General features: G+C 61.0%; 14 protein-coding genes. 12 read left to right on the forward strand and 2 right to left on the reverse strand.

Annotation, left to right across the window (positions count from 1 at the left end; translation table 11 throughout):
• Position 1 precedes the first annotated feature (1 nt).
• From E4662_RS17790 to E4662_RS17800, 3 genes are all read left to right on the forward strand, one after another.
• A complete protein-coding gene (locus tag E4662_RS17790; protein ID WP_136442959.1) occupies positions 2-901 on the forward strand; it encodes a homocysteine S-methyltransferase family protein in 900 nt (299 codons plus the stop codon).
• A gap of 21 nt (positions 902-922) precedes the next feature.
• Positions 923-3370 carry a GcvT family protein gene (locus tag E4662_RS17795; protein ID WP_136442960.1) on the forward strand — a complete coding sequence of 816 codons (2448 nt, stop codon included), beginning with the start codon at positions 923-925 and terminating at the stop codon, positions 3368-3370.
• A 143-nt stretch (positions 3371-3513) separates the two neighbouring features.
• The gene (locus E4662_RS17800) at positions 3514-4161 is read left to right on the forward strand and encodes an RluA family pseudouridine synthase (protein WP_136442961.1); all 648 of its coding nucleotides are present in this window, start codon (positions 3514-3516) and stop codon (positions 4159-4161) included.
• A gap of 187 nt (positions 4162-4348) precedes the next feature.
• Here E4662_RS17800 and E4662_RS17805 read toward each other — a convergent pair whose 3' ends face one another.
• Positions 4349-5788: an aldehyde dehydrogenase family protein gene (locus tag E4662_RS17805; RefSeq protein ID WP_136442962.1), complete on the reverse strand. Its 1440-nt coding sequence runs from the start codon at positions 5786-5788 to the stop codon at positions 4349-4351.
• 179 nt (positions 5789-5967) lie between these two features.
• Here E4662_RS17805 and E4662_RS17810 point away from each other — a divergent pair, with 179 nt between their 5' ends.
• The 7 genes from E4662_RS17810 (at position 5968) to E4662_RS17840 (ending at position 12270) form a co-directional block, all read left to right on the forward strand.
• Positions 5968-6621: a redoxin domain-containing protein gene (locus tag E4662_RS17810; protein ID WP_136442963.1), complete on the forward strand. Its 654-nt coding sequence runs from the start codon at positions 5968-5970 to the stop codon at positions 6619-6621.
• A 159-nt stretch (positions 6622-6780) separates the two neighbouring features.
• Positions 6781-7542: a hypothetical protein gene (locus E4662_RS17815; RefSeq protein ID WP_136442964.1), complete on the forward strand. Its 762-nt coding sequence runs from the start codon at positions 6781-6783 to the stop codon at positions 7540-7542.
• 64 nt (positions 7543-7606) lie between these two features.
• The gene (locus tag E4662_RS17820) at positions 7607-8395 is read left to right on the forward strand and encodes an exodeoxyribonuclease III (protein WP_136442965.1); all 789 of its coding nucleotides are present in this window, start codon (positions 7607-7609) and stop codon (positions 8393-8395) included.
• A gap of 87 nt (positions 8396-8482) precedes the next feature.
• Positions 8483-10354 carry a leucine-rich repeat domain-containing protein gene (locus E4662_RS17825; protein WP_136442966.1) on the forward strand — a complete coding sequence of 624 codons (1872 nt, stop codon included), beginning with the start codon at positions 8483-8485 and terminating at the stop codon, positions 10352-10354.
• Between the two features lie 156 nt (positions 10355-10510).
• On the forward strand, positions 10511-11422 hold the full coding sequence (gene trxA, locus E4662_RS17830; RefSeq protein WP_136442967.1) for a thioredoxin: 912 nt from the start codon (positions 10511-10513) through the stop codon (positions 11420-11422).
• A gap of 27 nt (positions 11423-11449) precedes the next feature.
• Positions 11450-12091, forward strand: coding sequence for an LON peptidase substrate-binding domain-containing protein (locus E4662_RS17835; protein WP_136442968.1), 642 nt, complete (start codon positions 11450-11452; stop codon positions 12089-12091).
• Positions 12088-12270, forward strand: coding sequence for a Trm112 family protein (locus E4662_RS17840; protein ID WP_136442969.1), 183 nt, complete (start codon positions 12088-12090; stop codon positions 12268-12270). The genes E4662_RS17835 and E4662_RS17840 overlap by 4 nt, the downstream gene beginning before the upstream one ends.
• Here E4662_RS17840 and E4662_RS17845 read toward each other — a convergent pair.
• On the reverse strand, positions 12267-13244 hold the full coding sequence (locus E4662_RS17845) for a threonine ammonia-lyase (RefSeq protein WP_136442970.1): 978 nt from the start codon (positions 13242-13244) through the stop codon (positions 12267-12269). The two genes, E4662_RS17840 and E4662_RS17845, sit on opposite strands and share 4 nt — an antisense overlap.
• A gap of 84 nt (positions 13245-13328) precedes the next feature.
• On the opposite strand from E4662_RS17845, the gene E4662_RS17850 reads away from it, so the two are divergent.
• Positions 13329-13847, forward strand: a complete 519-nt coding sequence (locus tag E4662_RS17850) for a DUF1643 domain-containing protein (protein ID WP_136442971.1) — start codon at positions 13329-13331, stop codon at positions 13845-13847.
• Positions 13837-14127, forward strand: coding sequence for a DUF5665 domain-containing protein (locus E4662_RS17855; protein ID WP_136442972.1), 291 nt, complete (start codon positions 13837-13839; stop codon positions 14125-14127). Before E4662_RS17850 ends, E4662_RS17855 begins: the two co-directional genes overlap by 11 nt.
• Positions 14128-14208: the final 81 nt, after the last annotated feature.

The following is a 14208-nucleotide window of genomic DNA, read 5'->3' on the forward strand; positions in this document are numbered from 1 at the left end:
CATGAGCAAACCGGCAATCACGCTGCTTGATGGCGGCATGGGGCAGGAGATCATCCGGCGGTCTGGCGAAAAGCCGACGCCGCTCTGGTCGACTCAGGTCATGATTGACCAGCCCGGTCTGGTGGCACAGGTGCACGGCGATTACTTCGACGCTGGCGCGACGGTGGCCACCGCGAACAGCTACGCGATCCTGCGTGATCGCCTGCGGATGGCCGATATCGAAGACCAGTTCGAGGCGCTGACGGTTGGCGCGATGCAAGAGGCCCGAGCGGCGCGCGATGCGCATGGCTCGGGGCGGATTGCCGGGTCGATTGGGCCTTTAAAAGCCACGTATCGCCCGGACCTGCACCCGCCGGTGGCCGACTCCATTCCGCAGTACGCCGAGATTGGCCGGGCCCAGGCGCCGCATGTGGATTTCTTTCTTGTGGAGACCATTGCCTCGCTCAGACATGCAGAGTCGGCGCTCTCCGCACTCAAGGATCTGGGAAAGCCGGTCTGGCTGTCGGTCACGCTGGATGACAAGGACGGGACAAAGCTGCGGTCCGGCGAGGCTGTCGCTGACGTCCTGCCCATTGCGGCGGATGGCGCGGCGGTGCTTCTGGCCAACTGCTCCATGCCCGAAGCTATGCCCGCAGCCCTGGAGATCTTCGCAAAGCAAAGCCTGCCCTTTGGCGCCTATGCCAACGCTTTCACCGAGATTTCCAGCGGCTTTCTGAAAGAGGCACCCACTGTTGATGCGCTGACCGCGCGCACGGATCTCACGCCGGACACCTATGCCGATCACGCCCTGCACTGGATCGACATGGGCGCAACCATTGTCGGCGGCTGCTGCGAAACCGGCCCTGCTCATATTGCTGAAATCGCGCGTCGTCTTCGGGCGGCGGGCTTTGACACCGTTTAACCCTTCGCCGAGGAGCGATTCATGACTGACATTCCCCGCCACGCGCGCGCTGTAATCATCGGGGGCGGCGTAATCGGCTGCTCTGTCGCCTATCACCTGACCAAACTCGGCTGGACGGATGTGGTGCTCCTTGAGCGCAAGCGCCTGACCTCTGGCACCACCTGGCACGCCGCGGGTCTGATCGCGCAGCTGCGCGCGACCAAGAACATGACCAAGCTGGCGAAGTACTCGCAAGAGCTTTACGGGCAGCTTGAGGAGGAAACCGGTCTGGCAACGGGCTTCCGCCGCACCGGCTCCATCACTGTCGCGCTCACCGATGAACGGCATGAAGAAATCCGGCGGCAGGCGGCGATGGCGCGGGCCTTTGGGGTGGAGGTAGAAGAGATCGGCGTGGATGCGGTCATGGACCGTTACCCGCATCTGAACGCGGACGGCGTAAAGGGTGGCGTCTATCTGCCCAAGGACGGGCAGGGTGATCCGGGCAACATCGCCCTGGCTCTGGCGCGCGGTGCGCGGGATCGCGGCGCCCGGGTGATTGAAGGCGTCAAGGCCACCGGGGCCACGCGCGCCGACGGCCGTGTCTCTGCGGTGCAATTCGAGACCGAAGCAGGCGAGACCGGCGAGATCACCTGCGATCATGTGGTCAACTGTGCGGGCATGTGGGGCCGCGAGATCGGCACGATGCTCGGCGCGCCGGTACCGCTGCACGCCTGCGAGCACTTTTACATCGTGTCCGAGCCGATTGCTGGGCTGGAGCCGCTGCCGGTTCTGCGGGTGCCGGATGAATGCGCCTACTACAAAGAAGACGCCGGGAAGATCATGCTCGGCGCGTTTGAGCCGAAAGCCAAGCCATGGGGCATGAACGGCATTTCGGAAAGCTTCGAATTTGATCAGCTTCCCGAAGACTTCGACCACTTCGAGCCGATTCTGGAGGCGGCCGTGAACCGGATGCCGATGCTGGAGCAGGCGGGCATTCACACTTTCTTCAACGGACCGGAAAGCTTTACGCCGGACAACGCTTATCACCTGGGTCTTGCTCCGGGGTCTGACAATGTCTGGGTTGCAGCGGGTTTCAACTCCATCGGCATCCAGAGCGCAGGCGGCGCGGGCATGGCTCTGGCGCAGTGGATGGAAGACAATCAAAAGCCGTTTGATCTGGGGGATGTGGACATTGCTCGTACCCACCCGTTCCAGCGCAACCGCAGCTATCTGAAAGAGCGGGTCAGCGAGACGTTGGGCCTGTTGTATGCGGATCACTTCCCGTACCGGCAGAAAGCCACCGCACGCGGCATCCGCCGCTCACCGTTCCATGGCCACATGGCACAGAAAGGCGCGGTGTTTGGAGAGTTTGCTGGCTGGGAGCGGGCGAACTGGTTTGCGTCCGAGGGGCAAGAGCCAGCTTATGAGTACACCTGGGGCAGACCGAACTGGTTTGCCAATCAGGCGCGCGAACACGAGGCGATCCGCACGGGCGTTGGCATCTACGACATGTCGTCCTTCGGCAAGTTGCGGGTCGAAGGGCCGGAGGCCTGCGCTTTTCTGAACTATGTCTGCGGCAATGACGTGGACGTGGAGCCGGGACGTCTTGTCTACACGCAGTTCCTCAATGACCGCGGCGGGATCGAAGCGGATGTGACGGTCACGCGCCTGTCCGAGACGGCCTACCTCGTGGTGACACCGGCGGCGACGCGGGTCGCCGATGAGGCATGGATGCGGCGGCTTGTTGGTGAGCATCGCGTGGTGATCACCGATGTGACGGCGGGGGAAGGCGTGCTGGCGCTCATGGGGCCGAAGGCGCGCGATGTGCTGAGCATGGTGACGCCCGATGATGTCTCGGACGCCGCCTTCCCGTTCGGGACGGCGCAGGAGCTGGAAATCGGCATGGGCCTCGCCCGCGCCCACCGTGTATCCTACGTCGGTGAACTCGGCTACGAGATCTACATCAGCGCCGACATGGCCGGGCATGTGATCGAAACGCTTGATGCGGCCGGGGCCGAACACGGCATGACCTATTGCGGTCTGCACACCATGGACAGCTGCCGCATCGAGAAGGCCTTCCGCCACTTTGGCCACGACATCACCTGCGAAGACCATGTGGTCGAGGCGGGGCTCGGCTTTGCCGTGAAGACCGCCAAGCCGGACTTCATTGGCCGCGATGCGGTGCTGCGCAAGCGCGAGGCGGGGCTGGAGAACCGGATGGTCCAGTTCCTGCTCACGGATCCCGAACCGATGCTCTATCACAACGAGCCGATCATCCGCGATGGGCACATCGTGGGCTACCTGAGCTCAGGCGGCTATGGCCATACGCTGGGTGCCGGTGTTGGCCTTGGCTATGTGCCGTGCAAAGGCGAAGGCGCACAGCAGGTCCTCGAGTCGACCTATGAGATCGACGTGGCAGGGCGGCGTGTGGCGGCAAAAGCCTCGCTCAAGCCGATGTATGATCCCAAGGGTGAAAGAATGCGGGGATGATCGCTTGCGCCCCCCTTGGCCGCAGGGCCTGCAGCGTTTCGGGACATTACTGAAACAGAGGAGCGTCCATGTGTTGAGAACGCAGCTTGCGTGGCAGAGCATTGGCGATTCACTCTGGTCTCGAAAGGCTATAAAGGGGGCGCATGAGTGATACCTACGATCCGCCGCAGGGCGACATTCCTGTCCTGCATGAAGACAGCGATCTGCTGATTGTCGACAAACCGGCCGGGCTGTTGTCCGTGCCGGGCAAGGGCGAGGGTCTGCAGGACTGCCTGCTGACCCGGCTAGAGGCGGCGTTTCCGACGGTGCGTCTGGTGCACAGGCTCGATCGGGACACCTCCGGCGTGATGGTTTTCGCGCTGACCGCGCATGGGCAAAAACACCTTGGCCAGCAGTTTGAGACCCGCAAGGTCAAGAAAACCTACGTCGCGCGGGTGACGGGGATTCTGGAGCCGAAAGAAGGTGAAGTGGACCTGCCGTTGATCGTTGACTGGCCCAATCGCCCCCGCCAGATGGTTTGCCACGAGACGGGCAAACCGGCTTTGACGGGGTACAAGGTGATCAAGTCCGGGGGCGGCGAGAGCCGCGTCCGGTTGTTCCCGCACACGGGCCGCAGCCACCAGTTGCGTGTGCATATGTTGGCTCTGGGTCATCCGATTCTGGGTGATGCGCTCTATGCGCCTGAAACGGCGGAACAATATCCCCGGATGATGCTGCACGCCGAAGAACTGAGGCTCAACCATCCGGAAAACGGGCGCGGGATGAAGTTTCGGGCAAAGCCTGCGTTCTGAAAGGTTTTGGTTCAGGCGATGCCGGATCCGACAGGAGGCGCTTCCCTTGGAAGCGCCAATGGGGCGCTGCCCCGCCGCAGCAGAGCTGCGCCTCCCCGAGGTATTTTTGGCCCAAAGAAACCCGGGTTCGCGAAAAGGAAGGCGCCCCGATCTGATCAGGGCGCCCGTGTTTGATGCGAGAGCGGTTTTAAGCGGTTTGCCAGCCGCTGACGGCTTTGACCTCGACAAAGTCATGAATGCCCCAGGCACCGGCTTCGCGGCCATTGCCGGAGGCTTTCATGCCGCCGAAAGGCGCACCGGCGCCACGGGGCTGCCCGTTCATTTCAACCATGCCGGAGCGCAACTGACGCGCCAAACGTTGGCGGCGGTCGTCATCGACGCTTTGAACGTAGTTGGTCAGCCCGTAAGGGGTGTCATTGGCAATCTGGACTGCCTCCGCCTCGTTTTCAAACTTGAGGATCGACAGGACGGGGCCGAAGATTTCTTCGCGTGCGATGGTCATGTCGTTGGTCACGTCGGCGAAAACCGTGGGGCGCACGTAGAAGCCTTTGTTGAGGCCTTCGGGACGGCCAAGACCCCCGGCTACAAGGCGCGCGCCTTCGTCGATGCCCTTCTGGATCAGATCCTGGATCTTGTTCCACTGGGTCTCGTTCACCACCGGGCCGATGTGGCGGCCCTCTACGGAAGAGGGGCCAACCTCGACCTTTGCGGCGACAGCGGCGGCCTCTTCGACGGCCGCGTCATACCGCGAAGACTCGACCACCATGCGCGAAGGTGCATTGCAGGACTGGCCCGTGTTGTTCATGATGTGCAGCACGCTGCGCTTGACGGCCTTGTCGTCGGCATCGGCAAAGATCAGATTTGCGCCTTTGCCACCCAATTCGAGGTGCACGCGCTTGAGCGAGTCGGCGGCGGATTTGGAGATTGCGATCCCGGCACGGGTGGAGCCGGTAAAGCTGACCATGTCCACGTCCTTGTGTGCGGAGAGCTGCGAGCCCACGCCGACGCCATCGCCGTTCACCAGGTTGAACACACCCGGCGGCAGGTCAGCGGCATCCATGATTTCGGCGAAGATCACCGCGTTCAGTGGGCTTTCCTCGGAGGGCTTGAGTACCATGGTGTTGCCCGCCACAAGCGCCGCGCCAACCTTGAGCGTGATCTGGTTCATCGGCCAGTTCCAAGGCGTAATCAGCGCACAGACGCCTACCGCTTCGTGGATGATGCGATCATTCGGGGCGTGATCTCCGAGCGGGAAGTCCCATTGGAAGTCCTTGGCTGCCTTGATGAAATTCTTCAGATGGTTGATGCCGGTGCCAACCTGCGCGGTCTTGGACAGGGCAACCGGAGCGCCCATCTCCATGCTGATGGCACTGGCGAGATCCTCGGTGCGGGTCTTGTAGGCGGCATAAATGCGCTCGAGGGCCGCGATACGCTCTTCCGGCGGGGTGGCCATCCAGCCCGGCAGGGCGGCTTTGGCCGCGGCCACCGCGGCGTCGGTGTCCGCCTGGCCACCAAGCGAGATCACCGCGCAGGCTTCTTCGGTGGACGGATCGATCACCGAATGGTCGGTGCCGGCGATTGGATTAACCCATGCACCATTGATGTAGAACTGCTTTTTCTCGATCATGTCTTTGCCTCCCGTTGGCGATCGGAAATGTAGAAAGGCCGACCAAACGGTCGACCTTTTGCGACACTCTGTCACTGCAAAGGAGAAGGTGCAAGTAGCGCCTTTACATCACTAGTTTAGAATGTATCTAAATACAAGACACGGATATCTGAGAGAAACACACAGGAAAGGATGTTTCCATGGCTCTGCGCATCAATCAAGAAATCCCCAACCTCACCGTTCCCACCGATCTGGGGGAGATCACTCTGCACGACTGGATCGGCGACAGCTGGGCCATCCTGTTTTCCCACCCGAAGGACTTCACTCCCGTTTGCACCACCGAGTTCGGCGCGGTCGCGCAGCTTTCCGACGAATGGGAAAAGCGCAACACGAAAGTGATGGGTATTTCTGTTGACGGTGTTGAAGAGCACAAGGCCTGGAAAGGCGACATCGAGAAAACCAGTGGCGCGTCCGCCGGGTTCCCGATTGTGGCGGACGAGGGCCTGACCGTATCCAAGGCGCTCGACATGTTGCCCGCCGACGCCTACCTCCCGGACGGTCGTACCCCGGCAGACAGCGCCACAGTGCGCTCTGTCTTTATCATTGCGCCGAACAAGAAGGTTCAACTCATGATGACCTACCCGATGTCCGTAGGCCGCAACTTCGCCGAAGTTCTGCGCGCGCTTGACGGGTTGCAGCGCACCTATGAGCAGCCGCTGGCCACTCCGGCGAACTGGGAAACCGGCCAGGACGTAATTGTCGCTTTGGCGCTCGATGATGCCGCTGCGGCGGAGAAGTACGGCGATCTGGACATCAAGCTGCCCTACCTGCGCTACGCTAAGGATCCGGCATAAGCCAAGGCCGTTTCATTAGCGCTCTGAGCGCTTACAAGGACCCCCGAAGCCCTGCGCCTCGGGGGTCTTTTGCCAAGTGACGTCCCGCACAGACGCGGGTTCGAAATTGGCGCACTCTTATGCCAATCCTTTTCGGTTGAAGGCACAGGAGGGCTTCCCATGACGACGATCCCCGGAACCCGGACCAAGGCGGTGTTCATGCCCGTTGCGGACGGGTCATTCCCGCCGCTGTACTATGGCGCAGGCGAGGGCAGCGTCGCCATAGCCTCAATGAATGCGGGCAATTCCCAAGGCCTCTATGTCGGCGGCGACGGGATCAACAAAGGGTTCAGGCACGCGCTGTCCAAACAAAAAACCGATCTTTACGCATCAGAGCACACGGCCATGGCGGGTGCGGCGGCTCCGGGCGCCATCGTGACCAAGACTTACACCCCCGAAGATCCCTGCGCTTGCATGACACTGTGCAACAAGCGATTGCCGGGAACCTCCGGCTACACCGGGCTGGCTTTTGCGGATGTTTTCTCGGATGCCCTGTGCCCCCATGGCAATACCATGAACCGGGGCATGTCCTACGTCGCGCCACCTTATGGCGGGGATTACACCAGGGACGCGGATTTTCTGGATGCGATCCGCGAACTGGGGGGCACTGCGGTTGAGGCTGTGCATGGGTACAATCTCTGGGCGAAGGCCAATAGTGCGCCGGAGATCGGCGGATTGCGGCTCTGCATGTACAGTTCCAGCATCTACAATCCGAAGGGCGTGCCGCAGAACGACATTGCGATGGCGATCTATGGCGGGGTGCGGGCCGGGATCATCGCCACCGGTGCCAGCTTGTCCGAAGTGCAGATGCCCGTCGCGTCATCCGGCCCGACCGCGCACAAACCATACTTTGCCGCTGTGAAGGCTTCACTGACATCCTGACCTCGGCTTGCACCCTCCCGCGCGGCGTTGCACTCTGCGCGCAAACGCGAACGGGAGAGCGGCAATGGGCTTTACACTGGCAACCTGGAACATCAATTCCGTGCGGCTTCGGGCGGGGCTGGTCGAGCAGCTATTGCGCGAGGAATCGCCGGATGTGCTCTGCCTGCAGGAATGCAAGAGCCCGGTGGACAAGATCCCGATGGAGGGCTTCGAAGCGCTCGGCTATGGCCACATGGTGGCGCGCGGGCAGAAAGGGTACAACGGCGTTGCGATCCTGTCGAAACTGCCGTTGCGCGATGTGGGTGACAAGGATTTCGCATCGCTGGGCCATGCCCGCCACGTGGCGGCGGAGCTTGAGAACGGCGTGACGATCCACAACTTCTATGTACCAGCGGGGGGCGATATCCCGGACCGGGAGAAGAACGAGAAGTTCGGGCAGAAGTTGGATTACCTGTCGGAAATGCGCGACTGGTTCCATGCTGAACGCCAGTCGAAGTCCGTTCTGGTCGGCGATCTGAACATCGCTCCGCGTGAGGATGACGTTTGGGATCACAAAAAGCTTCTGAAGATCGTCAGCCACACACCGGTGGAGGTTGAGGCTTTGGGGGCGGTGCAGGATGCGGGGGGCTGGGCCGATGTGACCCGCGCTGATATTCCCGAAGGTAAGCTCTATTCATGGTGGTCCTACCGCGCCCGCGACTGGGACGCGGCGGACAAAGGGCGGCGGCTTGATCACGTCTGGGCGACGTCTGACATCGCTTCGTCGGGCCATTCGTCGAAAGTGCTGCGCGATGCGCGCGGCTGGGAGAAACCATCTGACCATGCGCCGGTGTTTGCCTCGTTTGATTTGTGAGGGAAGGGTGGGCTTCGGACCTAGGGTTGATCGCAGGTGTTTGGCGGGTAAAGTTCTGCCATCTGGTGTCGGCTCAGGAGGAGCGTCATGATAAAGGGCCCCTTGGGATTTGAGTTGGATATGGCCCGCAAACTCGCCGAAATCGAAGCGGAAGAACGGCGGCTTGGGCAGAAAGAGGACGCGACCGACGCAGATCTCGCCGAAGCGCGGGTGCCGTCAGAGGCTGACAAGGCCTATGCCGGCGCCGAGGCGCTGATCGCGAAGGCAAAGGCGGATGGCCGGCAAAAGCTTAGCCTTGACCGCGAGGAATTTCGCGCGCTGGACCGGCTACCCAATGAAGTAAGAGATTTGCACCGCGTAGTTGAACTCGACTTTAGCAGTACAAGAGTCTCAGACCTTTCGCCTCTGGCTGATATGGTGTGGCTAAAAGAATTGAATTTTTACGAAACCCCGGTGGACGACTTGTCGCCGGTTTCCGACCTTGTTGAACTTACGTTCCTGGGAGCCGGAAAAACGAAAGTCAACGATCTGCGGCCCCTTGAAAACCTGAGGCAGCTTGACACGTTGGTTGTTTCTGGAACGGAAATTTCGGACATCCAGGTTCTTGCACGTCTAAGTCGTTTGGAGGCGATTTGGATCGGTGACACGAAGGTACGAACATTTCATGCATTGAAATCGTTACCTTATCTCCACACGGTTAGTCTGGATCATATGCGCGGTGCCGACTACTCAGCGCTAAGCCAATTGGAAGGACTAACGGCTTTGCTCTTGGAGGATTCTGATGTCCAAGACATTGGCTTTGTTAAATCTATGACCGACCTCAATTGCTTGGACATAAGAGGAACGGCTGTCGTTGATCTAAGGCCAGCGTACGAGAATCGAAAAATTCTATCTGGCAACTACAATCATTTCTTTGCAGATGATGAGGCCGGGAACGGTTCTTGGTCCGGGATAGTCTTTGAAGGATGTCAGGCGACTCGGGATGATCCTAACTTGGAAGCGATTTCCAAACTAGAAGACGATACTAAGCGCGCGCAAACCTTGTTCGATTACCTTGAGGATTGGGTGCCGCCAAGGAAGGTGAAAAACCACCGCGAAAACCCAACTCCGCCGCAACCTGGTATTGCACCGCTCCAAACTGAAATTCTCGATGGCCGCTTGGTTCGCAGCGGTGCGCATGGTTTGCCGGAAAGCGACGCAATGGCACGGGCCGAGGCCGGATGGTGGGCCTTGAAGGAATATCGCAAAGTCTTTGGCAACAGTTGTAATGTGCATAACTATGGTCAGTTGGTTGCGGTTCTGGATGGTTTCGACATGGCTATGGGTGAAACCTTCGATCCGGATCGGTTGATTCTGATCGGAACGATGGGATCGGCGGTGGTGGCACTGTCCGATGATGGCGAGTTTTGCGAAATGCTGCCAACCGGAGCCAGCGCGCTGCTTGGGCAGTTCGGGGTGCAGATCGAGACCTTTCTCAACCGTTTTCCGGATTGGGTGACCTATAAGGAAGAGGCACAGGGGACCCAATTGACGGTCTCGGATGTTGTCTCCGAGCGCGCTGTGTTTGAACAAATCGAAGACGGGTTGCGCGAGAGCGCTGAAACGGACCGTGAGGTGGTCGAGGATTACGCGGTTCAAGTTCAGTACGGGGCAATAGAGGGTGCTGACCCTGTGGTTGCCAAGGGGCTGGTGGCTTCCACGCGCGAAACTGTTCGGGTTCTGTCGGAAGAGGCGATTAAGGGAGTTCAGTCCGGCGAACTCGTAAGGGGCGAGTTAGATGCCATTGACACGGTCCATAAAACAGAGCTCGCGAAGGTGAAATGGTACGCGGGCGGCTGGGCTATCGTGTTGCTGCGTCGGCGAAGTGCGCCTCTCAGGCAATTGTCGAGACGGTTCCCTGCCCAAATGGGCTGGGTTGATCGCATTTTGGATTATATCGGCGCGCCGAAGGGACTCTGATCGGACGCGGAGCGATAGCCCTGTCCTAAAGATTGCTCCGCTCCCAAAATGCTCTTGCGCGGGTCTGTAGGGCGGGGCTTTGCCCCGCTGCCCTTGCAAGACGGGCCGCGCTGCGCCATCTAACAAATAAAGGTAACCGCAAGGGCGGAGGCAAAGATGCTGGAATTGGGACAAGGGCAGGCGCCGGCAGGCGATCTGGTCAAGGATATCACCGAAGCGGAGTTCATGACCGAGGTGGTCGAAGCCTCGCAGACCGTGCCGGTGATCGTGGACTTCTGGGCGCCGTGGTGCGGGCCGTGCAAGACGCTTGGTCCGGCTCTGGAAGCCGCCGTCGCTGACGCGAAGGGCGCGGTGCGGATGGTCAAGGTCAACGTCGATGAGGCGCAGATGATCGCGGGTCAAATGCGCATCCAGTCGATCCCGACGGTCTACGCCTTCTGGCAGGGCCAGCCGGTTGACGGCTTTCAGGGGGCTTTGCCCGGCTCGGAGCTTAAACAGTTCATTGACCGGGTGATCGAGGCCGCCGGGGGCGACGCCTCGGGTGGGCTGGACGATGCCATTGCGGCGGCGCAGGAAATGCTGGAGCAGGGCGCGGCCGTAGATGCGGCGCAGACCTTTGCGGCGATCCTCGGCGAAGACCCGGCCAATGCGACGGCCTATGCGGGTATGGTGCAGGCGCATATCGCCATGGATGATCTTGATCAGGCCGAAGCGATTCTGAACGGTGCACCGGCGGAAATCTCAACCGCTCCGGAGCTTGAAGCTGTGCACGCGGCGCTCGAGCTGGCCAAGCAGGCGGCGGATGCCGGACCGGTTGCGGAACTGACCGCACAGGTGGAGGCTGACCCGGACAACCACCAGGCGCGCTTTGATCTCGCACAGGCGCTTTATGCCAACGGCGATGGCGAAGCTGCCGTGGATCAGTTCCTCGAGTTGTTCCGCCGGGATCGGGACTGGAACGATGGCGCGGCCAAGGCCCAGCTCTTCACCATCTTCGAAGCGCTCAAGCCGAATGATCCCGTGGCATTGAAAGGGCGTCGCAAATTGTCGTCCATGCTGTTTGCCTGAGGCGGCTTGCGGGCTAGGTCGCGTCTTATGACACGCCTCAAAGATCTGCCGGACATCATTCCCGTTTTCCCGTTACCGGGCGCGCTGCTTTTGCCACGCGCCCGCCTGCCGTTGCACCTTTTTGAGCCGCGCTATCTCGCGATGCTGGAGGACTGTCTCAAGACAAGCCACCGGCTGATCGGGATGGTGCAGCCAAACGAAGTGCCGGGACGAGACGGCCCTGGCCTGCACCGGATCGGTTGTGCGGGGCGTGTCACGCAGTTTTCCGAAACGGAAGACGGGCGCTACATGATCACCCTGACTGGCATGTCGCGGTTTCGGGTTCAGGATGAGGTGGACGGCTTTACACCGTATCGTCGCTGCTCTGTGACATGGACCGGATTCGAGCAGGACTTGCGCGAGGTGGAGCGCGACAGCGGGTTTGACCGGACGGCCTTCCTGAAGCTGCTTGACCGCTACTTCGAGACGCGGGAATTGTCGGCGGACTGGCAAACGCTGGAGGATGCGGAGGATGAGCTGCTCATCAATTCGCTGTCGATGCTTCTGGACTTTTCACCGGAAGACAAGCAGGCCCTGCTGGAGGCCCCGTCTCTCGGCACCCGCCGCGAGACTCTGGTGACCTTGATAGAATACGCCATGCGTGGCGGCGATGGAGATGTGATGCAATGAGCGAAAAAGCGTTTGATCCAAGGATGTTGGAGGCTCTGGTCTGTCCGGTGACCCAAGGCGGTCTTCGCTATGATGCCGAGGCGCAGGAACTGGTGAGCAAAGCCGCCAAACTCGCCTTCCCAATCCGCAACGGGATCCCCGTGATGCTGGTTGATGAAGCGCGCGAGTTGAACGCTTAACCCTTCAGTGTCGCGAGCGCGCGCTCGAAGACAGCCTCGTCCACATTGCCGCCGGAGATCGTACAAATTACGGTCTCGGCCTCATGCGCATCGCCGTGAAACAATGCGCCTGCGAGAGCCACGGCACCGCCCGGCTCTGCGACAACTTTCAGATGCCGGAATGCCAGCGCCATGGCGCGCAAGGCTTCCTCTTCGCTGACCACCACACCGGGGCCGCAAAGGCGCGAGGTGATCGGGAAGGTCAGCGCTCCGGGCATAGGGGTCAGGATGGCATCACAGAGCCCGCCCGCTTCGGTTGCATTGCTGAGCCGCTCGCCGGCGCGAAGCGACCGGGCGGTGTCATCATAGCCCTCCGGTTCGGCAGGGCGCACTTGCATGCCGGGCGCGCGGGCTTCCAACGCCAGTGCGATCCCTGCGGTCAATCCCCCGCCGCCACAACACACCAGAACCTCTGCGTCTGACACGCCGAGTTCCGCTGCCTGTTCGGCAACTTCCAGTCCACAGGTTCCCTGCCCGGCAATGACCTCTGGCTCATCATAGGGGCGGATCAGGGTCAGACCGCGTTCCTTTGACAGACGATCCCCGATCTCCTCTCGCGCCTCCCGGCCGCCGCGCTCATAAAGAACAACCTCTGCACCAAGCGCCTTCGTGTTCTCGATCTTTAAGGTCGGCGCGTCTGACGGCATGATGATCACGGCAGGCGCACCATGTTCCCGCGCGGCGAGGGCGACGCCTTGTGCATGGTTGCCGGAGGAAAACGCGATCACACCGCGTTTGCGCTCCGCTTCGGGCAATGCGGAGACCGCTGACCAGCCGCCCCGGAACTTGAAACTACCCGTGCGCTGGAGGCATTCCGGTTTGACCAGAACCCGGCGACCAGCGATCTCGTCAAGCGCGGACGCGCCAAGCAAGGGCGTGCGTCGCGCGTGCCCTTTGAGCCGCGCGGCGGCGGCTTCGATGCGGGTGATGTCCATGGCGTGTCTCCTCGTGAGCGTGGCCGAAGTTGGGGAGCAGAATGCCCCGGTTGTCAACGCCGCAAGACCCCGGCAGAAGGGGGCATGATTGAAAAACGGGCAGAACGGGACGGGGAGCGCAGCCTGGCGCTCTTTTCGGAGTGTGAACGGTATCGTTACGGGTTGAGCCGGACATGGGACGAGACGTTGCCCAGTGTCCTTTTCATCATGCTAAACCCCTCCACTGCGGATGAGCTGCGTAACGATCCCACGATCGAGCGCTGCCAGAGACGCGCGCAGGCGCTGGGCTACGGAAGTCTCCTGATTGCCAACCTTTTCGCGTGGCGGGCGACGAAGCCGGAAGACCTGCGCAAGGCCAAGGATCCGGTTGGTCCGGAGAACGACGGCGTGCTGCAGGATTGGGGCGCGCGATCGGACATGATCATTGCGGCCTGGGGCGTGCATGGGGCTTTGCTGGGGCAGGCAGAACGCGTTGCGCCGCTCCTGACAGGCGATGTGCGGCACCTGGGGCTGACCAAGGCTGGCCATCCGCGCCATCCTTTGTATGTTTCCTACTCCATCCATCCTCAGAAATGGCCAAAGAACACCCGCTATGCCGTCTGATACAGAGCAATCCCAACCCCTTCAGCAAGAGATCAGCCGCCTGACGACAGAGGTGCAGCGATTGAACCAACATCGGTTCATCCGCGTGCAGAACTCGGTTCCGCGTCTGATCCTGTTCCAGTTCGTGCGGGGGTTGGCCTTTGGCCTCGGCACCGTTGTGGGGGCCTCAGCCTTGGTCTCGATCATCGTTCTTTTGCTCAGTCAGGTGGAGTTCATTCCGATCCTTGGCGATCTCGCGACTCAGATCATTCAGGAAATCCAGCCGCCCGGTGCGGAGTAAGCCCCGTTAAGCGCGGTTAACCTCGAATATCGAAATCCGTTGAACGAAAGCCCGGCATCGCGAATACTAAAGGCGGTGGAG

The sequence above is a fragment of the Pacificoceanicola onchidii genome, assembly GCF_004804335.1.
Taxonomy (GTDB): Bacteria; Pseudomonadota; Alphaproteobacteria; order Rhodobacterales; family Rhodobacteraceae; genus Pacificoceanicola; species Pacificoceanicola onchidii.

Coding starts and splice junctions, on each gene's coding strand:
- E4662_RS17800 (WP_136442961.1), top strand. CDS start 3,514: ATGAGTGATACCTACGATCCGCCGCAGGGCGACATTCCTGTCCTGCAT.
- E4662_RS17840 (WP_136442969.1), top strand. CDS start 12,088: ATGAGCGAAAAAGCGTTTGATCCAAGGATGTTGGAGGCTCTGGTCTGT.
- E4662_RS17790 (WP_136442959.1), top strand. CDS start 2: ATGAGCAAACCGGCAATCACGCTGCTTGATGGCGGCATGGGGCAGGAG.
- E4662_RS17850 (WP_136442971.1), top strand. CDS start 13,329: ATGATTGAAAAACGGGCAGAACGGGACGGGGAGCGCAGCCTGGCGCTC.
- E4662_RS17795 (WP_136442960.1), top strand. CDS start 923: ATGACTGACATTCCCCGCCACGCGCGCGCTGTAATCATCGGGGGCGGC.
- E4662_RS17835 (WP_136442968.1), top strand. CDS start 11,450: ATGACACGCCTCAAAGATCTGCCGGACATCATTCCCGTTTTCCCGTTA.
- E4662_RS17815 (WP_136442964.1), top strand. CDS start 6,781: ATGACGACGATCCCCGGAACCCGGACCAAGGCGGTGTTCATGCCCGTT.
- E4662_RS17845 (WP_136442970.1), bottom strand. CDS start 13,244: ATGGACATCACCCGCATCGAAGCCGCCGCCGCGCGGCTCAAAGGGCAC.
- E4662_RS17825 (WP_136442966.1), top strand. CDS start 8,483: ATGATAAAGGGCCCCTTGGGATTTGAGTTGGATATGGCCCGCAAACTC.
- trxA (WP_136442967.1), top strand. CDS start 10,511: ATGCTGGAATTGGGACAAGGGCAGGCGCCGGCAGGCGATCTGGTCAAG.
- E4662_RS17855 (WP_136442972.1), top strand. CDS start 13,837: ATGCCGTCTGATACAGAGCAATCCCAACCCCTTCAGCAAGAGATCAGC.
- E4662_RS17810 (WP_136442963.1), top strand. CDS start 5,968: ATGGCTCTGCGCATCAATCAAGAAATCCCCAACCTCACCGTTCCCACC.
- E4662_RS17820 (WP_136442965.1), top strand. CDS start 7,607: ATGGGCTTTACACTGGCAACCTGGAACATCAATTCCGTGCGGCTTCGG.
- E4662_RS17805 (WP_136442962.1), bottom strand. CDS start 5,788: ATGATCGAGAAAAAGCAGTTCTACATCAATGGTGCATGGGTTAATCCA.